Below are 21,615 nucleotides of genomic sequence, written 5' to 3'. Positions count from 1 at the left end.
CAGCGGCGAAGCTTCGCTCGAAGCGGAGGGAAGGCGGAACCGGTACCGTCCTTGCATTGCCCCTGTAGCGGCGAGCCTCCAGATAGCACCTGACAGCGCGACATTTCCCCTCGAAAGGTTGACCCTTGATCAAGCCGACATTCCTTCGTCAGGCCGCAATTGCGGCAGTTGCTTCCCTTGCTCTGGTACCTGCAGCCTTGGCGCATGAGAGCGGCTCTGCCGGCAAGGTGAAATCCGGAATGGCTTCATGGTACGGAGCCGCCTTTCACGGGCGCCAGACGGCGAACGGTGAGACCTTCAACATGAACGATCTGACCGCCGCCCACCGGAGCCTGCCTTTCGGTACGCGCGTCCGGGTGACGAACGCAGCGACGGACGAGTCGGTCGTGGTGCGCATCAATGATCGTGGTCCCTACGCAGATAACCGGGTGATCGATCTTTCCAAGGAAGCGGCAAAAGACATCGGCCTCGTCTCGACCGGCGTCGGGCGCGTGAAGCTCGAGGTGCTGGGTAGCGCCTGAGGGTGGGCCGTCCGGCCGGATCAGGCCGCGCTCTCGTTCAGCAGGCAGATGCAGGTCGGATAAAGCAGGCGCGGCGGCTCTCATATTGCCAGTTGCACCCGGAACGGGTCTCGCATCCTCTGGCCTCCACATCTGCTTGCATTCGTGGACCATCCAAATCCTGAGCATCTGGCATTGCCGATGCCTCCGCTCTGTTGCACATCACCAGCATGACGAAGCGCCGCAGAACAAGACGCCGTACCGGCCCGAAGGTCTGGCTTGCCGTCATTGCCCTTGTGGCGGCGCTGTTCCTGATCGGCGACGACAATCCCCGGCTGCGCCAGGCGCTGGAAGGGGTGCTGCAGGAGCTTGTCAGCGGCCAGCCCCCGGCCACAGGACAGGCAGGGAACGCCAAGGTCATCGATGGCGATACGCTGGACGTGGCGGGAGCGCGCGTTCGGCTCTTCGGCATCGATGCCCCCGAAGCGGCGCAGAGCTGCCGGCGGGGCGGTCGCAACTGGGCCTGCGGGGTGGAGGCCGAAGACGCCCTTGTCTCCGTGATCGCCGGGCGACAGGTCAGGTGCGAGGAGCAGGACAGGGACCGCTATGAACGGAGCGTCGCGATCTGCTGGGCCGGTGCCGAGAACCTGAACGCGTGGATGGTCGAGAACGGCTGGGCGGTCGCCTACCGGCAATACGGCGGCAGGACCTATGACCCGGAAGAGGTCGTGGCCCGGGTGGCGCAGCGGGGGGTCTGGAGCAGCGAGTTCGTCATGCCCTGGGACTGGCGGAAGGGCGAGCGGTAAGGTTCCCCGAGACGCGCCGGAGAGGCCCTGCTGCGTCACTCGGGCGACACGCCCAGCGACCTCAACGCCTGCAGGTATTTCCGCGACCGCTGCACATCGGACTGGGTGGGATCCGCAATGCGGGTCATGTCGAGGTTGTCGCGCAGGTCCGCGATCTTCACGGCGCGGGCGATGGGATTGCGCGCCGCACGGTCCACGAAATCGGCATAGCTCTCGCCTTCGCGCCGGGTCATCGCGTCAACCGCGGCCACCAGCTCTTCGCCCAGACCCTCCCTGCGCAGGTCATCGAGCGTCCAATGAGTGTCTTCGACCACATCATGGAGCACGGCCACGATGCGCTCCGGTCCGGTCGAACAGGCAAGCATCACCCGCAGCGGGTGCAGGATGAAGGGCTCCCCCGCCTTGTCCCGCTGACCACGATGCGCGCGGGCTGCAATCTCTATGGCGCGTTCCAGATCCATGGCTGCATCCTCCGGCAGGTATGACTGCCCCTCGCACAGGAAAAAAAGCTCCGGCAGTCACGGCGGGGCCAGTTCCAACAGCGAGTCCAGATCAACAGATGACCCCACGCTGTGTTCCATCGGGCTGCTGCTCTTCTGCTCACGGACAAGCAATCGCTTGGCGCCCTTATGAGAGGACAAATCGGGAGATGAAGAGTGTGGTGCAGTATCTGCGGAAACCAACTTGATCGTACAGACCCTCCTCATTCCGGCTGCATCTCATGCTACATAGCCAGCGGACCTGATAGGCACTTTCGGTGGATCAACGACTGTGCGGCTGCGGAGCGTAGCAGCCCACTGCACAACGTGGTGAGCATGACCGACTGGCTTTCGCGGAGGGCTGCGACATTAACCGCCACCACACGGGCGCAACCAAGAAGGGAGGCGACGGGCAAGGCTTGTCAATGGCCTGATCCGGCTCCGGGCTCATCTTCATCATGGTGGGACTGGCACAGGGGGATTGGCTGCGAATGGTCGTCTTGGCGTAGGGCTTTGACTTATACCTTCCGGTACGACAAGGCGTCCGGACCTGAGCAATGTTGTTCAGGTCCGGGTTTTGCACTGCTGTCCACCGCGCTGCTTGTGTGGGAGGGCTGATGATTCCTAATACCCTGATCTGCAGCAGGGGCCGACGGCCCCCTCGCCGCAAGTGACGTTGCAAAGGAAAATTCTTTCCGGTGCAACGCAGGCTAATCTGCAGGCAGCTAAAGGCGTCGTCGTTCCAAGGCGCGTTGTGCTTCCAAGATGTCGAGAACACCACGCGCGGCCTTGGGTCCTTCAGGCCTGCCGCGCCTTGCGGTTGGCGTAACGCTGGTCGCGCTCAGCCTTGCGGGTGGCCTCATCGCCAATGACGCGGGCAATCCGGCTGTCGGCAGCTTGGGCACGGTCGTCGGACTCAGCTGTGGCAGCGGCTGCAGCGGCTGTGTCTTGCTCACGCTTCTCCGCCTCTATCCGAGCTTGCTCCTCCAGCTTCGTCTGTTCGCGCAGAACGCGACGCGCTTCCCGTGCTTCGGCGAGGGCGATCCGCTCCATCTGCCGGGCATCGCGACCCAGTTCAGCGGCCTGCCTGGCGGACTGATAGGCCTGAAGGCGGGCGGCCTTTGCATCGGTAGCAGCGGTGCGGCGATCAGAGAGGTCGTTCTTGTTCGTGTGTTTCAAGGTTCTGTTCCAGTTAAGATTTGTTTCTGAAGAGGTCACCGCTTCGGTGTCTGTTTCTCGGGTGCGGTGGAACCGCGTTCTGAGCGGTCCTGCCGTTCCTTCGCAAGGCGCGCCTCGCGCAGCCTCAGGGTCTTCTCCTCGCGCGTGATTTTCATCGCGTCGAGTTCGTCGAAGGCTCGTTCGCGCGCGGTGGGGGGCGACTGCATCTTGCCGAACGCGATCTCTGCCCTCTGGCGCTGCCTGCTGTAGCTTTCGGTCATGTTATCCTCGCTGAAATGCTCGCAAGGCGAGCGGCAATAATCACACCAGGCAGCCTGCCAAGCGTCGCGGCCCGATCTGCGTTCGCCTGTGCCTGTAATTCGGCGGCTGCGGGGGAACGAAAGCGGCTCCCGCGTCTTCGATCTGCCGGTTCAGCTTGTGTCGCATTCGTGATCGCGATGACTTTCTGACCTCAGACGATAGGGCGCACTGCGGCCAGTTCGGTGGCCGACGTAGACAGATGCGTCAGCACGCCAGTTGTCCTGATGGGTAGATCCAAACCCGTCGGAGGTGCTTATTTCATGACTGTGCCCGTACGCGTGATGAACCCTTTCATCGACCTATCGGCGAATGCCACGCACAGGCGGTGCGGTTAAAGACGCCAATCCTTCAAGGGGGGGTCGCTCATGGCGCGATGCCAAGCGCGCAACAACCAAAGCTCGGGAAGATAATATTGATATCATCTCTATGGCGATAAAGCACCTGATGGTCAACTCACTGTCAATCTACCCTGTCTTACGGCGCCCAGAGCTTCGGCCATGTAGAGATTTGCCAAATAGCAGATAACAAAATTGAGGAATCAAGCGCTTCATCCTCCGAACAGGGTATTCTGAACTGACGACAGACCGCCTTTGATGATGCGAGCAGCCACCGGCGGATATTCACGTATTCTGATTTCCCGATCTGATCAGAACCTAGGCTCAGGACTCGTTCTTGATCACAGCCAAAATAGGACGGTTGCGGCCAATGCTATTGCGGAGAGGTATGTCTCCGGGCACCTGTCGTAACGCGTGGCGACACGTCTCCAGTCTTTCAGCCGCCCGAACATGATCTCGATGCGATTGCGCCTTCTGTAGCGGCGCTTGTCGTATTTCACGGTTTTCTTGCGCAACTTCCGGCTAGGGATACAGGCTTTTATCCCTCTGTCCTGCAACGCTTCGCAGCCAGTCAGCATCATAGCCTCGGTCCGCCAAGAACCAATCAGCCTGCGGCAGGCCGTCCAGAAGCGCCGCTGCGCCGGTGTAGTCGCTGACCTGTCCTGCCGACATGAAGAACCGGATAGGTCTGCCTTTCGCATCGGTGACGGCGTGCAGCTTGGTGTTGACCTGCCCCCCGGAACGTCCCTCGGTTTAATGTAGAGTTTGCTTCATTACGAAGGAGCAGACGACATGAGAAAAAGCCGCTTCACCGAGGCGCAGATCATTGGGATGATCAAGGAGCAGGAGGCCGGAATGGCGACGGCGGAGGTCTGTCGCCGGCATGGTCTCAGCCCGGCGACGTTCTACAAGCTCAAGGCCAAGTATGGCGGCATGGACGTGTCCGATGCCCAAAGGCTGAAGGCGCTCGAGGACGAGAACGGCAAGCTGAAGCGTCTGCTGGCAGATGCCATGCTCGACAACATCGTGCTGAAGGATCTTCTGGGAAAGCCCTGACGACACCGAAGGTGCGGCGGGAGGCAGTGCTCAGGGCGATGCGGGATCACGTCATCTCGCAACGCCGGGCCTGCGTCTTGGTCGGTGTCGATCCGAAGACGGTGCGACGCCAGCGTCCACCCGACAACCCGGAGATCCGCAAAGCCATGCAGGAGATCGCGGCGCTGCGCCGCCGGTTCGGCTATCGGCGGATTGGTCTGCTTCTGGAGCGCAGGGGCATGCTGATGAACCCGAAGAAGCTGTATCGACTCTACCGCGAGGAGGGGCTGTCGGTCCGGCGCAGGCGCGGCCGCAAGCGCGCCCGTGGCACACGCATGCCGATGCCCCTGGCCCTCATGCCCAACCAGCGCTGGTCATTGGACTTCGTGGCGGACACGTTCGGGGCGTCGCGCAAGTTCCGCATCCTGGCGGTGATCGACGACTGCTGCCGCGAGAACCTGTGTCTGGTTGCCGACACCAGCATCTCAGGCGCGAGGGTGGCGCGCGAGTTGGACGCACTGGTGCGGATCTATGGAAAGCCGGCTTGCATCGTCAGTGACAATGGGACGGAGTTCACCAGCCGGGCCATCCTGAAGTGGGCTGATCAGAACGACGTTGCCTGGCATTACATCGATCCCGGCAAGCCGCAGCAGAATGCCTTCATCGAAAGCTTCAACGGCAGCCTGCGCGACGAGCTGCTGAACGAGGAGATCTTCGACACCTTGGATGACGCGCGCCGAAAGATCGCCCTCTGGCGCTACGACTACAACGCTGTCAGGCCGCACTCCTCGCTCGGCAACCTGACGCCGCTCGAAGCGCGCCGGACGCTTGCGCTCCCTAATGGCTCCGCGCCCGGCGCGCTTGCCATGAAACAACCCCCAGACTACCAATCTCAAACCGGCAGACTCTCGTTATGAACGAGGGACGATCGGGGGGCAGGTCAGTGTTCATGCCGCCTTTCGTTCGACCAATCTGGCGACTGCGCCCCCCTTTTTGGCCCGCAGGCTGCAAGCCGTGCGATGCGCCTTCAGATAGGTTGCATCGATCATGATTGTCTTCGGATCGGTGCTCTCGGCGGCCAGGCCGACCATGATCCGGGCGAAGACCCCGTTGTCACTCCAGCGCTTCCAGCGATTATAAAGCGTCTTGGCAGGTCCATATTCACTCGGCGCATCGCACCATCTCAAACCATTGCGATTGATGAAGATAATGCCGCTCAGCACCCGCAGATCGTCAACTCGGGGACGGCCATGGCTCTTGGGGAAGTAGGGGCGAAGGCGCGCCATCTGCGCCTCGGTCAGCCAGAACAGGTTGCTCATCGATCAGGTCTCCTTGCGGCGGCCTGAATCACGCAAAGGGCGTAAAATCAATGGGTCTGGAGCCTAGGTGTCTTTGGGGTCGTTCAAGCTGTCGTGGCGCAGGACAACCTCGCCGCGTTCGAAACCCTTCAGGCGCCGCTGATCGGGACCGCTTTGATCACGCTTCTGGTCCTCATCGCGCTTGATCTGCTCATCAGGCGGAGAGGGCTTGCGCCCTGAGTTCTTCTGGCGGCGGAACGACCGGCGGTAAAGGAATTGATGCCATGACCGATGGGACGGGACGCAACCGGTTGCTTCAGGCGCTGGCCCTCTTGGGACCGCTTGTAGCAGCCGTGTTTTTCGCAGCCGATCCTGCGGGCATGGCCATGACACCCGATTATTCTCCCGTGGGGCAGGCCATCAGCGGACCGATGGAACGTGGCGCCCCGGCGAAACAGGTCGTCGAACCCTTGCTCCTCCTTTACCACGGTCTCGTTGTCCGCGTTTGCGGCGGGGCTGCACCGTGGGCTGCCGCGGGAGACGCCCGGTCTTGCCGGACCGTTGCTGATCGGCCTCGCGGGGGCGGGGGGGGGGAGTCGTCCTGACGCTCTTTTTTACCCTGCGATCCGGGCTGCGCGCCATTCCTTAGCCTGCGCTGCACGCTTCATATCTTCATGGCCGTCCGATGGGCATCGCGATCCTGATCGGCATCTGGTTGACGAACGGGCCTTGCGACGGCGTCCCGCGCTCGGGCGCTATGCCTATGTCACCGCAGGGCCTTGGTCTTGCGACTGCGCTTTTGACGGTGGCCCGCAGGGAGACAAACGTCGTTGGCCTCGTCGAGCGGGTGTTCACGTGGTCCTATCTCCAAGGGTATGCCGTCACCGGCCTAAGGATATGGAGGTGGGCCTGAAAGCCCAAGGCGGCCAACCTCATCTTGCCGTCTCCACCGCGACGTCCGCAGCGAAGTCCCTCACCGCCTCCACGAAATGCGCGGTTTCTGTCAGGAACGGCGCGTGGCCCGACGCGTCGAACACGACCAGCCACTTGCCCTGCGGAGCTTCGACCGCGTCGGCCCATTCCCGCACCAGGGAGACCGGCGTGTTCATGTCCTGCGCGCCGGAGAGGAGCAGCATCGGCACGGGCATGAGGGGGACCTCCGCAATAAGGTCACGCTGCAGGTACTCCGCCCACATCGGCCCGCTGCCGCGATTTGCCCCATCAAGCCAGTGCGGATAATCCGACAGCCGGTATTCGGGGGCGGCCAGCGCCCGCGGCAGCAGCGACAGGAGTGAGACGTTCATCCCGCCGTCATGCGCCTCGATGGTCTGCTTAAGGCGCACGTAAAGATCATGATCGTGAAACGCCTCGGGGGCCATAGCCGCAAGATCTGAATCAGGCGTGACTTCGTGCACCCAGTCCAGCTCGAGCTTTACGGCGCGCATCTCGTCTACCTGCTGCCCGACGCCGACATATGCGGCATAGTCCTCGGGCCATCGTGCCACCAGCCGGGCGCCGAGCATCGTCCCCCAGGAATGGCCGAGCACGATCAGCGGCTGATTTCCCAGCCGCTCACGCAATTGCGCGGTGACCTCGCGCGCGTCGGACAGGAACCGCTCGAAAGTCATGGTCAAGGGATCGAAGCCTGGCGGGTTCGACTTGCCTGCGCCGCGCTGGTCCCAGTGGACGACGACGAAATCGCGCTCCAGCGCTGCGGTGGCTGAGTGGAGTGGCATCTGAGCCGCGCCCGGCCCGCCGTGCAGCCACAGCAGAATCGGAGCCTTACGGTCCGCCCCGCGGATCAGCAACCACTGGGTCATTCCGCCAATCTCGGCGGGGACAAGTTCGGCGATTGGATCGGGGCCGACCACGGGCGCGGTGCGCGCGGGCAGTATCTTCCAGACCAGCCCGGCAGCCAAGAGCCCGATTAAGACCAGAGTGACGAGACGGAGGGCCCTCATTGCCTGCACGCCGGTCCGAGGGCTGTCGCCGCAAAGCCCGCGCCTGCGAGGCCCGGGGCCGTGCCGGGCCAGGACCAGAAGCCAAGGAGGATCGAGAACAGGAACAGGTAGTCCTGCGCCGCGGCCCAGAGTGGCCAAAGGGTCAATAATGCGGCGGTCACGCCGACCATAACCCGCCCCAACCGCAGGCGTGGCCTGCGCCGAAGCGCGATCCAGAGCGGTGGCACGGCACCGATCTGCCGGGCGAGCCCCAGCATGTCGATGATCACGGTGTGCCGGGACAGCAGACCGCCCTCGAAACGGGAGAATTCGGCAGTCTCGAACACGGGTGAGCCGTTCGCCGGTGCGAAGCCCAGCGGAACGAGCGGGCCGGTCATCGTGCCACTGATCTTCAACCGTGCCGAGACCCCCGTCCCATCGAGCGCATGATACGGGCCGTCGATCATCTCGATCCGAACGTCAGGAAGGGCGCGGGACATCGTCTCCCGGTGGAAGCGGCGGACGGCTTCGCGTCTTTGCAGCGGCCTGGACGCGGCCCGGCCGTCCCAGACGACGTCCTCGCAGCACAATGCCGCCACAGCGTCAGCGTCGTGCAAATTCGCCGCGGCATGCAGCCGTGCCAGAAAAACCCGGGCGAACTGTGCATCGGCAATCTGTGTCATCGACCTCGCCTCTACTTGCGCTGCAACGCATTACCGCGCGTCCCCCAGCGCATTCGTTCCTGCCAAGACATCGTTCAACAAGATCATGGTGGCCCGCTCGGTCTCTTCAAACAGCGGACTGTGAGCAGAATTCTCAAACATGTAGAAGCTCTTCACGGGGGCATTGATCGCATCGAAGTAGGCGCGCGAGAGCTCGGGATTGGCGGTCTGATCATGCCGGCCGACGAAGAAATAGACCGGGAGGGCGAACTCGGTAAGGCGGTTCCGCAGATCGTCCCGGATCAGGGCGTCCCAAAAGAACGGCCGGGACCAGAGCTTGCCGCGCCAGATGTTGATCTTCTCCGGCACGGTGTAGGCGCGCACCCGCCACATGGGCAGAAAGATGCCCGTGACGACCGAGTCCATGTCGTGGGTGTGGCCGACGCCGATCCTGTGCATGGCGCCGTCGCGCAGCCGCATCCATTCGGGCGACGTGCCCGCCTCCATGCTGACGGACGCGGCCTCGAGCCGGCGAGCCATGGCCTCGTCGCCGCGCGCACGATAGACCTTGATCATGTAGTCGCGGGCCATGATCTCGGACTCGAGCTGGTGCACGATCTGGGCCATCCCGACATAGGCCAAGAAGCGGTCGTGCGCGGCAGCGGCGACCTGAATGCCGAGATAGGCGCCCCAGGAATGGCCGAGCAGGACGATCCGGTCCTGCCCGAACCGCGTCCGAAGGTAGTCGGCGACCTCGACCGTATCCGAGATCATCTGCGCCACCGTCATGGTCTCGGCCGGTATATCCGGTGAAAAGGACATGCCCGCACCTCTCTGCTCCCACCAAACCATGGTGAAGTGGTTCTCTAGACCGGTGGGGTGCTCCTGCTCCATGAAGAACTCGACCATGCCGGGCCCTCCGTGCAGGAACATGAGGACAGGGTTCGCGGGGTCAACGCTTTGGATGAACATGCCCTGCGGAATGCCGCCGATGTCCAGGGTCACACGTTCCGATATGCTGCCCGGGATGACGTTGCCTGCGGCGTCACGCAGCGGGTCGGGACGGCCGGGGCTGACGGCAAAGAGCCAGGCCAATCCAGCGACAAGCAGGGCGGCGAGGAAGAGAAGGAAGATGGTCATGAGGCGCACGTCACTTCCCCGCCTCGCGCAGTTGCGCCTCGAAGTCGTCGAGGGCGTCACGGTCGAAGAGGCGTCCGCCGGCGATCACGGCGCGCGGACGGCGCAGCGTGTCGAGCCCGTCGAGCGGATTGGCGTCCAGCAGGACGAGGTCGGCCCGGCGGCCCGGGGCGATCATCCCGTCCTGATCCGCAAGGCCGAAGAAGCGGGGTGGCGCGACCGTCGCCGTGTAGAGCGCTTCTCTCGGTGCAAGGCCGATCGTGACGTAGAGATCGAGTTCGTCAAGCAGCGAAAATCCGTGAAACAGGTAGGGGTTGGCGAAAGAGGCGTCGCTCGAGGCCAGGATCGGAACTCCTGCGGCATGTGCCATCAGGAACGTGTGGCGATCGAGGGCGATGCTTTCGTCGGCCAGCGCGCGCACGTCGTCGGTCATCGCCTCGAGGCGGAAGTCCGGCCGGCCCCATGCCTCGCGGACCTCCGCGGGGATCATCCGCATGCAAGGGGCGTCGGGCTCAGGCCAGTTGCCGGTGTAGAAGTCGGCGACGACGAGCGTAGGGCTGACATGCATCCCTTCCGCCACCATCGCACCGAGGACGCGGTCGCACAGCGCGTCGTCCCAGGTATCGAGGATGATCCGGTTGCGCGCGGCCATGATCTCGAAGACGCGCGCCAGGTCGGCGCCTTCGGCCGTCGCCTCCCGCAGGTCGTCGAGCATGCGTTCCTCGTCGGTGGAGCAGGCCATGGTGACGCGCCCGAAATGCTCCATGCCGTCATGTCCGGCCGCAAGCGCCGTCGCGAGCGAGACGCGCTCGGGGATGTGTCCGACCAGCGGCAGAGCCCGCTCCGCGGCCGCTTCGGCGAGCGCCAGATAGGTCGGCTCGTCCAGCATCGAGTAGGACTTCACTGCAGCCCAGCCCTCCTCCGCCACCTGTTCGACGACCGCGCGCGCCTCCGCTTCCGTGTCAGCCAGAAACATGCCCGGCCACGAGCCCGGCGCGGCATCGACCCAAGCGCCCGAGAGGATCAGGCGCGGCCCCGGGACTTCTCCCGCCTCGATCCGGGCCTGCAGGTCCTGCTGTTGCTGGATCGGCCAGAGCGCGCCCATGTCGCGAATGCCGGTGATACCGTTGATCAGGTAGAGCGGCAGCGCCGTCTCGGGTTCGTTTGCCGTGGAGAAGATGTGGACGTGTGAATCCCACAGACCGGGGATCAGGAAGCCGCCGCTCCCATCGACGACGGCGGCATCTTCTGCCGGAATGCTGATGCCGATCTCTGCAAGCAAGCCATCGCGCATCAGGACCGACGTCGGGCCGAAAATCTGGCCGGTTTCCACATTCACGATCGTCACATCGGTCAAGAGCGTCGTCTCGGCCATTGCAGCCGATGCGAGGCCCAGGGATGCCGCAAGGGTGAGCGTCGGGACCGGCTTCATGGCTGCGACACCCGCAGGACCAATTTTCCGGCGACATCTCCCGCCTCGACCCCGGCATGGGCCTGCCGCACCTTGGACAACGGCAGCACCTCGGCGACGACCGGGGCGATCCGGCCCTCGGCCAGCATCTCGAACAGCGTGGCCAGATCCTCGCGGAACCAGTCGGGATGTTTCCGCCGCATGGCGCCGATCGAATAGAACGCCGTCGCATGGCCGTTCGGCAGCCAGTCCCAGAGCTTCAGCTTTACGAAATCCATAGGGATCGAGCCCCCGCGCCCCAAAACCTCATTCTGGAAACCGAAAGCGATGAGCATCCCGCGCGGCTTCAGCGCATGGAGCGAGCGGGACAGGCTTTCCCCGCCGAGCGGATCAAATGCACAATCCACGCCCTCGCCGACTGCGGCCCGAAGCGCCTCTTCCGGCGCGTCGGCGTCGATGGGCGTCGCACCGAGGCTGCGGATCAGATCGTGTTTCGCGGCGATATCGGTGCCAAAGGCCGTGATGCCCGAGTCCTTTGCGAGTTGCAGCATTGCTGTCCCGACCGCGCCGCCGGCGCCGTGGATCAGCAGGCTCTGGCGCGCCTGCATCTTCGCCACTCTGTGCAGCATCTGGAAAGGCGTGAGAGCCGACAGGATCATGCCGAGAGCATCTACGTCCGACACGCCTTCGGGGACTGGGGTCAACCGGTCCTCGGGCAGGCAGATGTACTCTGCGTAGGCGCCGATGGTCGTCAGGTCCGCGACCCGCTCGCCGGGACGGAAGCGGGTCGCGCCGGGGCCGCTGGCATCGACAACGCCGACCATGTCATAGCCGGGGGTGAAGGGCGGCCGGTCCTTCACGTCCGGATACATCCCCTTGCGGATCATGACGTCGGTGAATGCAGCGCTTGTCACCAGAACGCGCACGCGCACGTCGCCTTGGCCGGGCTCCGGCAGGTCTGTGACGGTGTCGAGCTCCAGTTCCTCTGGGCCGCCAAAGGCGTTTAGTCTGACACGGGTCCAGGGCATCGAGTGTCTCCTTGTGGGTCACGAACGTTCCGCTCGCGCGATGAAATCTGCGATCTCGCCAGTCAGGGCATCGTCATGGCCCAGCCAGATGTGACCGCCGTCGGGGTAGAGGATCAGGCGGGCATCGGGGATGCGGTCGGCCAGCAGGCGGGCGGTGCCGGCGGTGCCGAAGAGGTCGTCCTCGTAGGACAGGATCAGCGTCGGCGCGGCGATCCGCTCGTAGGCCGTGGGCGTCGGCGTTCCGGCCCAGAACCCGTCATTCCTCAGCCCGTCAACCTTGCGGCCGATCGGGACGATCTGATTAAGGATCGCATGGGCCCGCAGGCGTTCGGCCTCGGGCACCCGGTCCAGCAGGGCCGGATCGGTCGCCAGCAGCGTGCGGATCATCTGACCGGGTGCCAGACGCGACAGTGACCAGAACCAGAAATCCGACCCGAGCACGGCCCCCACGGCAAGCCGCTGCGGCGCCGTGAACTCCACCAGGTCGCGGTTCGTCAGGTTTGCGGCCGGGACGATCAGCACGAGATGCGAGCACCGGTCGGGATGCCGAAGCGCGAATTCGGCCGCCGTCAGTGCCCCGACCGAGCCCCCGATGACGGGGAGGCGACCAGTGCCCAGACGGTCGAGCAACTCGACCAGCGTGTCGGCCTGACGGGCGGGCGAGGCGTCGTCGAGAAAGGCGCTGCCGAGATAGCCGAAGCGCGACGGCGCAACAATCCGAATGCCGCTCCGGCGGAACCCAGCCGCGAACAGGAGCCCATGATCGAACCCGCCGCCGGTTCCGTGGATCATCATCAGCGGCACGCCTTCGCCCGCAACGACATACTCCAGCGGCCCGGCGCTTGCGTCAATCAGGGTGGCTCGCCCGAAAAGCCGGCTGTCGGCTTGCCTGCGCGCCTCTTGAAAGGCGCCCGCAGCATAGCCGCCAGCGGCAAGCGCCAGCCCGCCGAGACCCAGCAGGAGGCTCCGCCGCGTCGTCATGCCGGCGCCGAGGACAGTCGCGGCGCAAGCCCATCCGCCCACGCGGCGATCCAGTCCCAGTCTCGTCTGTCGCCCACCGGCGAGATCAGATCACGCGCCTTCGCGCTGTATTTCGCCCGCTCGGCCGCCGCGGCGTGATCGCCGCCGAGAGCCAGCATGTGCGTCGTGAAGTAGGCCACCGGCATGGCACACAGTGCCCCGTGAGTTTCGGAAGCAAAGTCCGTCATTTCGGGCAACCAGGATCCATAACGGACCGGGCTGCCCAGAACGGCGTCGGAATAGCCGTCGAGGCCCGTGACCTCGCCCACCGGCCGCGCCTCCGCCGCAAGGCCCGCTTCGCAGAGGTGCCGGGCGATCCTGTCCCCTACCTCGTTGGGGGACCCTGTACGGGTTGCATAAGCAACGAGGATCCTGTTGGTCATCTGGTTGTCTCCCTTGCAAACGGAGGTGATCAGCAAGGTTGCGGGACGCCACGTTGCGACCCTGATGCCTGCCGCGATCAGGGCGACGCCGGCCAGAGCGATGAGACATCGGCGACGTGACAATCCCCGAGGGTTGCCTCCAGCCGCATGGCAAGATCTGAGTTATCTTGCGCTATGAGCGGAGCTGCAAAAACGGCCAGCACCAGAACACAGGATGCGATGGCGACGTTGCGAATGCGATCACTTTGCGGTTCTTGGGGCGAAGGCGTGTTCGGCCGGGATGACTTCGGTCACGGCGCCGTCACGAGTGAACATCGTGCCGTAGTTCCACCACACGACGACGACGGCCACGGCGACCAGAATGATCGTATCCCAAGGCTGCGCATCCGGCCAGAATGGGTTGATGAGCTGCCAGTGGAACAGCATCGGCCAGAGCAGGCTGCCCTGCGTACTGTTGAAGATCGGCGTGACGAGAACAGCGAGCGTCACGTTCCCGATGAAGAAGGGAAGGAAGTTCCAATCGGCGTAGACCGTGCTGGAGAGGAAGAACGCCGGCAGGTGCCAGAACCCCCAGGTCGCGCCGAGGACAAGGCCGGCCCAGATCGGCGCCATATGATGCTGGAGCAGTGGCTGCATGACGCCGCGCCAACCAAACTCTTCGACCGGACCCAAAAGAAGCATCATGAACAGCACCGCCACCATCGGGCCGGCCCCTTCAGGCGGCAGGGGCGTAAGGATCGGGCCTCCCTTGATGAGCGATCCCGTGACGAAGACGAGCGGCAGGAAGAGCAGAATGAATGCCGCCCAGCCCCACGAGCATCGCCATAGCAACAGCCGGGAGAAAAAGGCGCGGGGGCCGGACGCGCCTGAATGGAAGAACACCACGACAAAGGCCGCGATCGCCGGGGACCATGTAGCGAGAAAGAAGAACGGATGTGATCCGCTGATCTCGCCGAAGGTGGCAGCCGCCATCTCGGGTGCGAAAACATAGATCCCGATGAGCCCCCACGTGATCAAGAACGTCACGACGAGAAAAAGGATAAGAGCCTGGGCCGTTATCTTCTTTGAAGAAGGAGCAATTGTCCGGCTTGGCATCGCGACGGCTCCCGAATTGGATGTTTCAGGACCTGCATTACACTATGAGGCAGGCTTTACGTTGATCTGGATCAGGCTCGGTCCGTCTGGCTGCTCAATGCGATCGCCGCATGCGCCCCAGACTGGCCGCTCTGAACCTTATCAGGCACAAGAGCTTTTTCGCGAAAACAATAGTTTGGCTTGGAGAAGGTTGGACGTCAGGCCTGTTCCCTCCGCCACTTGCCTTAGACAAACCCATCTCTACATCCGGCGCCGAACGGATTTTCCTGTTGTTCTAGGGGCGTTCACGCGGCAGGCGAAGCGCTCTGACACAGAGAGCTTCACCCGCACATGATCGACGCAGGCACGGCGGCGGGCGGGGCTTGACAGTTTCCCGAGGCGGCCTTCCTCAGGATCAGCTTCTCGAGGGTGAGGTCCGAGACGGCCTTCCTGAGCCGCTCGTTCTCTTTCTCCAGCTCCTTCAGCCGCTTCACCTGGCCGGACTTCAGCCCGCCATACTTCTTGCGCCATCGGTAGCAGGTGAATTGGTTCGGCATGACACTTGAACCGGTGGCGTGCTCATGCCTCACCACCGACCAACCGCACCGCCTCGGCCACAGACTGACCTTGCGACACCGACACGTCGACCTGCCGAAGCTTCGCAACGATCTCTTCCGGCTTGTGTCTCTTCTGAGGCATTCCTGCATCCTCCAAATGGCTCAAAAGCCATACTTCAGGGAGGACCAATTTTCAGGGCGCAGGCCATGCGTTGTGGCGGAGGCTGTCCCGCAGTGGATTGGATGAACAGGACCAAATCGGGTAACCGGCCTGCTGTCAGGGAACCAGGACTGCATCATGGGGCTTTCAGGACGATGGGAGATCATCTGCACAAGGCTCGCTTCGAACGCCTCGAACGTCTCTCCGGGCGCCTGGATTCAGTTTTTCGGATCCCCGGCACGCGCTTCCGTGTCGGCTATGACGCGATTGCCGGCTTGTTGCCGGGCCTCGGCGACGCTGCGGCCATGGTGCCCGCGGCGTGGATCGTCCTTGAAAGCTATCGCATGGGGCTGCCCGCCCACAAGCTTGCCCGGCAGGGCATCAATGTTGCGATGGATACGACAGTCGGAAGTATCCCTCTCCTTGGAAGCGTCTTCGATGCCTGGTTCAAGTCCAACCTTCGCAACGTCGACATCCTGCGAGCGCATCTCGAACGTGTCAGCCTTGACGAAATGCAGTCACGCCTCGGGAACGAACGGCCATCATAGAAATTCTCTTCGAGTCTGGCCGGCTGACATCAGAAGCGCGTTGGCACGACCGGAACCTGGAGGCGCAGGAGAGTGTCCGAGTGAATGCATCTGCCCAACTGGAGGGAGCGCCGTCATCCAAGGACAGCGAAATCCTCAGCCTGTGTTCTCTGCAAACACCTATCCGGCATCTCCTCGTATAGTGTTCCTTGCGAAGCAGGCGGTCAAATGCTCTGTTGCCGCTTGATGAGGGGTTGACCAAGCAACGGAGAGGACGAGGGCATGTATCGCAAGGGCGAGGTCACTTATCAGCCGCTGCCTCTGCCGGACAGGGTTCAACTGGCTGAAGTTGACGCCGTCGCGGCTGCAGTTGCTTTCCGGGATTACATGCGAAAGCGCCATTCGGTCCGGCATTACGATAGGCGCCCCGTGCCCGAAGCGATCATCTCTGCCTGCATCGAGGCGGCAGCGACCGCGCCCTCGGGCGCGAACCACCAGCCTTGGCATTTCGTGGCGATCGGTGATCCGGAGGTGAAGTCGCGCATCCGGCTGGCCGCCGAGGCGGAGGAACAGGATTTCTACGCCGGTGGAGGCGGTGACGAATGGCTTGCTGCACTGGAGCCGATCGGGACCGGCGCCAGCAAGCCGCATCTGACGGACGCACCCTGGCTGATCGTCGTTTTCGCGCAGCGCTATGGCGTGACGCAGGACGGAACCCGCTACAAGAACTACTACGTCCCGGAGAGCGTCGGCATCGCCACCGGCTTTCTGATCGCGGCGCTGCATCACGCGGGTCTCGTCTGCCTGGAACATACCCCCAATCCCATGAAGTTCCTTCCTGAACTGTGCGGCAGGCCCGACCACGAGAAGGCGGTGATGATCCTTCCGGTGGGGTATCCTGCCTCTGACGCAACCGTGCCTGCCGTCGCCAAGCGAAAAAAGCCGCGATCCGAGATCATGACGGTCATGCGGCCAGCCGCAGAGACAGGCTGATGTCAGATCGCATGGGTGCGGGGTCGGTGCGGAGATAATCAGTGGGTGGCATCTGCCCGGGCCAGCGATTGACCCGATGGGCTGCCGGTCCTAACATTCCCCCATGCCCGAATTGTCCGCCATTCTCGAGACGGCCCTTTATGTCGACGATCTTGATCGTGCGGCTGCGTTCTACGAGAGCGTCATGTGCCTGCCTGTGATCCATGCGGACAGCCGCATGCGCGCCTATGACGTGGCCGGGCGCGGGGTGCTGCTGCTGTTTCTGCGCGGCGAGACGCTTGAACCTGTCCAGACCCCCGGCGGCACGATCCCGCCCCATGATGGTTCCGGGCCGCTTCATGTCGCCTTCGCGATCGAGAGTGAACAGCTGACAGACTGGAACGCCCATCTCTCTGCCCGGGGCGTCGTGATAGAGAGCATTACCGAATGGCCCCGCGGCGGCCAGTCGGTCTATTTCCGTGATCCTGACGGCCATCTTCTGGAGCTTGCCACCCCCGGCCTTTGGAAAGGGTACTGAGACACCAGGTGGGGCAGGGGGGCTTGTCAACTTCTGCTGGACGCCTTGATCTGCTGGATCACCTGTCCTCCCGGTCCCCCAAAGCAGCCTGTTTTTGGCGGAAATGGGCGCGGAGCGCGTCCAGGCGCTGCGGGCTCCAGCCGGGCGGGTCCGTCACCGCAAGCCAGGGGCCGACATGGTCGACATAGGCATAGCGATGGCCATGCCCCATCGGCACCTCAAGCGCGATTGCCATGTCGAAGGCCAGCTGCAGTTCGGTGATGATCGGATACCAGCGCAGGTCGTCCGACACCCCGGGCGCACGTGGCGGCGTCATCCAGTCAGGTTGACGGATCGCGATGTCGGGTCGGAAGAAGACGATCGGGTCGCTGCCGTATTGCAGGAAGACGATGCGGACGTCTCCCCATGGCGCCCCCTCCTGCAGGCCCTGATGTCCGTCGGTGAAGCGGACGACTTCGCCCGTCGTCAGGCGCGGCAGCCAGGCGGGCGCGCCGGGGTCGCGTTCGGCCGTCAGCGTCTGCCACAGCGGGCTGACGAAGGGCGATCCGACCCACAGCGCCCCGTCGATGGGCTGGTCCAGCATCTCGTGCAGGCGCAAGGACTGCTGCGAGCTGTGGGCCCCCAGGCTGAGGCCGTAAAGATAAAGCCGCGGCCGCGTGGCTTCGGGCAGCTGCTGCCAGCGTCGATGAACGGCCTGGAACAGCGCCCGTCCGGCCTCGGCAGCATGTTCGGGTTGCACCAGAAGCGAGATCCAGCTTTGCAGATAGGAATATTGCAGCGCGACCGTCGCCACGTCTCCGTGATGAAGATGCTCCAGCGGCTCCATCGCCGCAGGATCCATCCAGCCGGTGCCCGTGGGCATCGCCACCACCAGCGTCGCACGTTCAAAGCCGCCCGCCCGCTCCAGTTCCCTGACGGCCAGATCGGCGCGCGCGGCCAGCGTCTCGGCGGCGTTCAGGCCGACATAGACCCGCAGCGGCTGGCGTGCCGACTGGCCGGTCACGTCGGCAATCGCCTCAGGCGAGGGCGTCTGGCTGACAAAGATCCGGCCCTCGCGACCCAGATCCTGCCACGCGACATAGGAGGCGGAACTGCCCGTCTGCCAAGGTTGCCGGGGTGGGACCTGGTCGGCAGGAACCAGGTCATCCAGCGCCTGCGCGGACCTGTCGATGCTGCGCACCACCCCGCGCACCAGCACGCCGCTGGCGACCTGATAGGCCAGCAGCGCGGTCAGCGCGATGGCCAGGACGCGTGCCTGTCGGGGCGGCAATACCTGTGCAATGCGGCGGCTGGCATATCGCCCCAGCGCGGCCAGCAGCTTGAAGGTCACCAAAAGCACCGCCGCGACGCCCGTGCCCCAGGCCGCCACAACCAGCGGCGCGACACCCTCGGCAGGAGGCATGGTCATCACCGCGCGGATGTCATTCTGCCATTCGGCCGACCGGACCAGAAACACGGTCACAACGCCCAACGCGACCGCACCCAGCGCAGGCACCACCACGCGGGCCTGCCGTGTCGTCAGCCGCGGCAGGTGCAGGTAGCGCCACAATGCCTCGGCCAGGACCACGACACCATAGCCGGCGGCGAAGCAGAAGCCGGCAAGAATGCCCTGGATCTGGGGACTGCGCGGGATCAGCGAAGGCGTCAAGGAACCTGCCACGAACAGCGCGCCGATCACCAGCCCCATGCCCGACGTGCGGCGGTCGAACCAATCCAGAAACCTGAGCACCGCGCCCGCCATCATGTCCTCATCCAGTGACGCGCCGGGAAACGACCGCGCCTTCCGCCTCTCCATACACGCAGATCACCCTGCTTGAAGAGCAGAGATGGCGCAGCGGCGCCTGCAGCATGGAGAGGCTGAGGCAGCTGGAGGCAGGCGGGCCCATCCGCACCGTTGGGGATATCTCGCTCCAAGAGCGAGTTGGGGATGCAGCTGCAGACCAGTCATTGCTGCTGGTTAGCCCGGGAAATGCCGCCGCTGCCAAGGTGGGTGGCAGGTCATTGTTCTGACGCTTTGGCATTGCCGATGCCTCCGCTCTGTTGCACATCACCAGCATGACGAAGCGCCGCAGAACAAGACGCCGTACCGGCCCGAAGGTCTGGCTTGCCGTCATTGCCCTTGTGGCGGCGCTGTTCCTGATCGGCGACGACAATCCCCGGCTGCGCCAGGCGCTGGAAGGGGTGCTGCAGGAGCTTGTCAGCGGCCAGCCCCCGGCCACAGGACAGGCAGGGAACGCCAAGGTCATCGATGGCGATACGCTGGACGTGGCGGGAGCGCGCGTTCGGCTCTTCGGCATCGATGCCCCCGAAGCGGCGCAGAGCTGCCGGCGGGGCGGTCGCAACTGGGCCTGCGGGGTGGAGGCCGAAGACGCCCTTGTCTCCGTGATCGCCGGGCGACAGGTCAGGTGCGAGGAGCAGGACAGGGACCGCTATGAACGGAGCGTCGCGATCTGCTGGGCCGGGGCCGAGAACCTGAACGCATGGATGGTCGAGAACGGATGGGCGGTCGCCTACCGGCAATACGGCGGCAGGACCTATGACCCGGAGGAAGTCGTGGCCCGGGTGGCGCAGCGGGGGGTCTGGAGCAGCGAGTTCGTCATGCCCTGGGACTGGCGGAAGGGCGAGCGGTAGGGATCCCGGAGACGCGCCGGAAAGGCCCTGCCGCGTCACTCGGGCGACACGCCCAGCGACCTCAACGCCTGCAGGTATTTTCGCGACCGCTGCACATCGGACTGCGTGGGATCCGCGATGCGGGTCATGTCGAGGTTGTCGCGCAGGTCCGCGATCTTCACGGCACGGGCGATGGGATTGCGCGCCGCACGGTCCACGAAATCGGCATAGCTCTCGCCTTCGCGCCGGGTCATCGCGTCAACCGCGGCCACCAGCTCCTCGCCCAGACCCTCCCGGCGCAGGTCATCGAGCGTCCAGTGAGTGTCTTCGACCACATCATGGAGCACGGCCACGATGCGCTCCGGTTTGCTCGAACAGGCATGCATCACCCGCAGCGGGTGCAGGATGAAGGGCTCGCCCGCCTTGTCCCGCTGACCACGATGCGCACCGGCCGCGATCTCTATGGCACGTTCCAGATCCATGGCTGCATCCTCCGGCAGGTATGACTGCTGAAGGTGAAAGATGCCCTGCCGATTGCGGCAGAGCCAGTTCAATAAGGCGTCAACGCCGACAGCCGGCCCGCCCCATGTTCCCTCCCGCTCCAACAGCTGACAGCGTTTCCGAGCGGCAGATGCGGACTGCGAACCAGATCCGAACACCAGTGTCGGTCCTTCAACTGGAAAGTCTATGAGACAACGCCCACCGCAAATGGAAAAGTATTGAAAGGACCCGAAGGCAGAAAGGTCAGAGCTATTTGCAGCAGCCGGCTGCTTCAGGCGCTTGTGGTGCCGATGTCGCCCCGATCCCCTGCCGGATCAGACGCAATACCTCATCCGGCGCGTCCCACGAGATATAGTGCCCAGCATGATCCACCCAGTGGAGCTGCGCCTCCGGGAATGCCTGCAGCGCTTGTTCCGCTTGCCGTGGCAGCAGCAACCGGTCCTTGCGCCCCCAGACGATCGTCACAGGGCCGGGGGTGCTCGCGGTACCTTCCTGTATGGGCCCTGCGGCCAGATCTCGCACCAGATCCTTGAACGCAGGGGTGTCCGCAAAGGACCGGAGCTCCCGCAACGCGGCCTCTTGCGGGACCTGCCACGGCTTGGCCGAGATCTGCGCCAGAAGGGCCGCGCGACTGGCCTTGTAGCGCGTGAGAAAAGGCAGCGCCGGGCGGGCAGTTTTCACAAGACTGCCACTGGCGATGAGCGAAGCCTTCAAATACATCCGCTCCCTGTCATTCCAGAAGCCGCCTGGGGCAAGTGCGACCGTGGGGCCGACTAGGCCGCGGCGGGCCATTTCCAGCACCAACCGTCCGCCCAGCGACATGCCAACGGCAGCAATGCCTTCAAGACCTTCTGCCTTGAGGAAGTCGGCCACCTCATCGGCGATCCCAGCGAAGGTGCTTGAGCCGGGTGTCACGGGTGATGCGCCGTGACCTGGCAGATCCAACATGATGACTTCGTTTGTTTTCGTCAGATCGGCAGCGAGATTATCCCACGAGGCGATGTTGCCACCAAGGCCGTGCAGCATAAGAAGCGGTTTACCCGCGCCTTGGCGGGTGAAGTTGAGAGACGGCGTGAAAAAGGGGACCTGCGGTTGCATAAGGCCTAACGCGGGAAGGGCATGAAATGATCCGGGGCTTTCGCGTCAAGCGGTCTCAAGCGCAG

22 protein-coding genes and 3 pseudogenes are annotated in these 21,615 nt (G+C 64.0%); 8 read left to right on the top strand and 17 right to left on the bottom strand.

The genetic code is table 11. The annotated features are described in order from the left end of the window. Window positions 1–125 precede the first annotated feature (125 nt). Window positions 126–521, top strand: a complete 396-nt coding sequence (locus tag ACZ2G3_RS11095) for a septal ring lytic transglycosylase RlpA family protein (RefSeq protein WP_470396003.1) — start codon at window positions 126–128, stop codon at window positions 519–521. Window positions 522–730: 209 nt separating this feature from the next. Continuing rightward, window positions 731–1,306 (top strand): thermonuclease family protein, encoded by a 576-nt coding sequence (locus tag ACZ2G3_RS11090; RefSeq protein ID WP_470395978.1) that lies wholly within the window; start codon window positions 731–733, stop codon window positions 1,304–1,306. A 35-nt stretch (window positions 1,307–1,341) separates the two neighbouring features. Here ACZ2G3_RS11090 and ACZ2G3_RS11085 read toward each other — a convergent pair whose 3' ends face one another. From ACZ2G3_RS11085 to ACZ2G3_RS11070, 4 genes and pseudogenes are all read right to left on the bottom strand, one after another. Then, window positions 1,342–1,767 (bottom strand): HD domain-containing protein, encoded by a 426-nt coding sequence (locus tag ACZ2G3_RS11085; RefSeq protein ID WP_470396002.1) that lies wholly within the window; start codon window positions 1,765–1,767, stop codon window positions 1,342–1,344. A gap of 816 nt (window positions 1,768–2,583) precedes the next feature. After that, window positions 2,584–2,964: a DUF6481 family protein gene (locus tag ACZ2G3_RS11080; protein WP_470396001.1), complete on the bottom strand. Its 381-nt coding sequence runs from the start codon at window positions 2,962–2,964 to the stop codon at window positions 2,584–2,586. A 35-nt stretch (window positions 2,965–2,999) separates the two neighbouring features. Beyond that, window positions 3,000–3,224 carry a hypothetical protein gene (locus ACZ2G3_RS11075; protein ID WP_470395999.1) on the bottom strand — a complete coding sequence of 75 codons (225 nt, stop codon included), beginning with the start codon at window positions 3,222–3,224 and terminating at the stop codon, window positions 3,000–3,002. Window positions 3,225–3,940: 716 nt separating this feature from the next. Then, window positions 3,941–4,346: pseudogene (locus tag ACZ2G3_RS11070) on the bottom strand (IS5 family transposase); the annotation flags it as partial. 45 nt (window positions 4,347–4,391) lie between these two features. On the opposite strand from ACZ2G3_RS11070, the gene ACZ2G3_RS11065 reads away from it, so the two are divergent. After that, a protein-coding gene (locus ACZ2G3_RS11065; RefSeq protein WP_470395998.1) for an IS3 family transposase occupies window positions 4,392–5,551 on the top strand; the annotation gives its coding sequence in 2 pieces (ribosomal slippage) (window positions 4,392–4,650 and window positions 4,650–5,551; 1,161 coding nt in all). A 19-nt stretch (window positions 5,552–5,570) separates the two neighbouring features. Here ACZ2G3_RS11065 and ACZ2G3_RS11060 read toward each other — a convergent pair. Further along, a pseudogene (locus ACZ2G3_RS11060) lies at window positions 5,571–5,953 on the bottom strand (IS5 family transposase); the annotation flags it as partial. 93 nt (window positions 5,954–6,046) lie between these two features. Between ACZ2G3_RS11060 and ACZ2G3_RS11055 the strand changes: the two are divergent. Continuing rightward, window positions 6,047–6,172 (top strand): hypothetical protein, encoded by a 126-nt coding sequence (locus tag ACZ2G3_RS11055; protein ID WP_470395996.1) that lies wholly within the window; start codon window positions 6,047–6,049, stop codon window positions 6,170–6,172. Window positions 6,173–6,864: 692 nt separating this feature from the next. On the opposite strand, the gene ACZ2G3_RS11050 is transcribed toward ACZ2G3_RS11055, so the two are convergent. From ACZ2G3_RS11050 to ACZ2G3_RS11010, 9 genes and pseudogenes are all read right to left on the bottom strand, one after another. Next, window positions 6,865–7,893: an alpha/beta fold hydrolase gene (locus tag ACZ2G3_RS11050; RefSeq protein WP_470395995.1), complete on the bottom strand. Its 1,029-nt coding sequence runs from the start codon at window positions 7,891–7,893 to the stop codon at window positions 6,865–6,867. After that, entirely contained in the window at window positions 7,890–8,555 is a 666-nt protein-coding gene (locus ACZ2G3_RS11045; RefSeq protein ID WP_470395993.1) for an ester cyclase, read from the bottom strand. The genes ACZ2G3_RS11050 and ACZ2G3_RS11045 overlap by 4 nt, the downstream gene beginning before the upstream one ends. Window positions 8,556–8,585: 30 nt before the next feature. Beyond that, entirely contained in the window at window positions 8,586–9,674 is a 1,089-nt protein-coding gene (locus ACZ2G3_RS11040) for an alpha/beta fold hydrolase (RefSeq protein ID WP_470395991.1), read from the bottom strand. A gap of 10 nt (window positions 9,675–9,684) precedes the next feature. Then, window positions 9,685–11,103 carry an amidohydrolase family protein gene (locus tag ACZ2G3_RS11035; RefSeq protein WP_470395989.1) on the bottom strand — a complete coding sequence of 473 codons (1,419 nt, stop codon included), beginning with the start codon at window positions 11,101–11,103 and terminating at the stop codon, window positions 9,685–9,687. Beyond that, window positions 11,100–12,110 carry a medium chain dehydrogenase/reductase family protein gene (locus ACZ2G3_RS11030; protein ID WP_470395988.1) on the bottom strand — a complete coding sequence of 337 codons (1,011 nt, stop codon included), beginning with the start codon at window positions 12,108–12,110 and terminating at the stop codon, window positions 11,100–11,102. Before ACZ2G3_RS11030 ends, ACZ2G3_RS11035 begins: the two co-directional genes overlap by 4 nt. 18 nt (window positions 12,111–12,128) lie before the next feature. Further along, window positions 12,129–13,091 carry an alpha/beta fold hydrolase gene (locus ACZ2G3_RS11025; protein ID WP_470395986.1) on the bottom strand — a complete coding sequence of 321 codons (963 nt, stop codon included), beginning with the start codon at window positions 13,089–13,091 and terminating at the stop codon, window positions 12,129–12,131. Then, a complete protein-coding gene (locus ACZ2G3_RS11020; protein ID WP_470395984.1) occupies window positions 13,088–13,513 on the bottom strand; it encodes a flavodoxin domain-containing protein in 426 nt (141 codons plus the stop codon). Before ACZ2G3_RS11020 ends, ACZ2G3_RS11025 begins: the two co-directional genes overlap by 4 nt. A gap of 240 nt (window positions 13,514–13,753) precedes the next feature. Next, entirely contained in the window at window positions 13,754–14,539 is a 786-nt protein-coding gene (locus ACZ2G3_RS11015) for a CPBP family intramembrane glutamic endopeptidase (RefSeq protein ID WP_470395982.1), read from the bottom strand. Between the two features lie 354 nt (window positions 14,540–14,893). Further along, window positions 14,894–15,286, bottom strand: a pseudogene (locus tag ACZ2G3_RS11010) (transposase); the annotation flags it as partial. 173 nt (window positions 15,287–15,459) lie between these two features. Between ACZ2G3_RS11010 and ACZ2G3_RS11005 the strand changes: the two are divergent. The 3 genes from ACZ2G3_RS11005 to ACZ2G3_RS10995 all read left to right on the top strand — a co-directional run bounded on the left by ACZ2G3_RS11005 (window position 15,460) and on the right by ACZ2G3_RS10995 (window position 17,341). After that, window positions 15,460–15,852, top strand: coding sequence for a DUF4112 domain-containing protein (locus ACZ2G3_RS11005; RefSeq protein WP_419271354.1), 393 nt, complete (start codon window positions 15,460–15,462; stop codon window positions 15,850–15,852). A 261-nt stretch (window positions 15,853–16,113) separates the two neighbouring features. Further along, a complete protein-coding gene (locus ACZ2G3_RS11000; RefSeq protein ID WP_419271353.1) occupies window positions 16,114–16,824 on the top strand; it encodes a nitroreductase family protein in 711 nt (236 codons plus the stop codon). 103 nt (window positions 16,825–16,927) lie between these two features. Beyond that, the gene (locus ACZ2G3_RS10995; RefSeq protein WP_419271352.1) at window positions 16,928–17,341 is read left to right on the top strand and encodes a VOC family protein; all 414 of its coding nucleotides are present in this window, start codon (window positions 16,928–16,930) and stop codon (window positions 17,339–17,341) included. A gap of 58 nt (window positions 17,342–17,399) precedes the next feature. On the opposite strand, the gene ACZ2G3_RS10990 is transcribed toward ACZ2G3_RS10995, so the two are convergent. Next, complete coding sequence (locus tag ACZ2G3_RS10990; RefSeq protein WP_470395980.1) at window positions 17,400–19,136, bottom strand: alpha/beta hydrolase; 1,737 nt, start codon at window positions 19,134–19,136, stop codon at window positions 17,400–17,402. A 260-nt stretch (window positions 19,137–19,396) separates the two neighbouring features. Here ACZ2G3_RS10990 and ACZ2G3_RS10985 point away from each other — a divergent pair, with 260 nt between their 5' ends. Then, window positions 19,397–19,972 (top strand): thermonuclease family protein, encoded by a 576-nt coding sequence (locus tag ACZ2G3_RS10985; RefSeq protein ID WP_470395978.1) that lies wholly within the window; start codon window positions 19,397–19,399, stop codon window positions 19,970–19,972. Window positions 19,973–20,007: 35 nt separating this feature from the next. On the opposite strand, the gene ACZ2G3_RS10980 is transcribed toward ACZ2G3_RS10985, so the two are convergent. Both ACZ2G3_RS10980 and ACZ2G3_RS10975 read right to left on the bottom strand, forming a co-directional pair. Beyond that, window positions 20,008–20,433 carry an HD domain-containing protein gene (locus tag ACZ2G3_RS10980; RefSeq protein WP_470395976.1) on the bottom strand — a complete coding sequence of 142 codons (426 nt, stop codon included), beginning with the start codon at window positions 20,431–20,433 and terminating at the stop codon, window positions 20,008–20,010. A 268-nt stretch (window positions 20,434–20,701) separates the two neighbouring features. Next, window positions 20,702–21,550, bottom strand: a complete 849-nt coding sequence (locus ACZ2G3_RS10975) for an alpha/beta fold hydrolase (protein WP_470395974.1) — start codon at window positions 21,548–21,550, stop codon at window positions 20,702–20,704. Window positions 21,551–21,615: the final 65 nt, after the last annotated feature.

Source organism: Paracoccus sp. KKT209 (assembly GCF_055635455.1).
The sequence above is the reverse complement of the archived record's forward strand: the minus strand, read 5'-3'. Positions and strand labels throughout refer to the sequence as shown.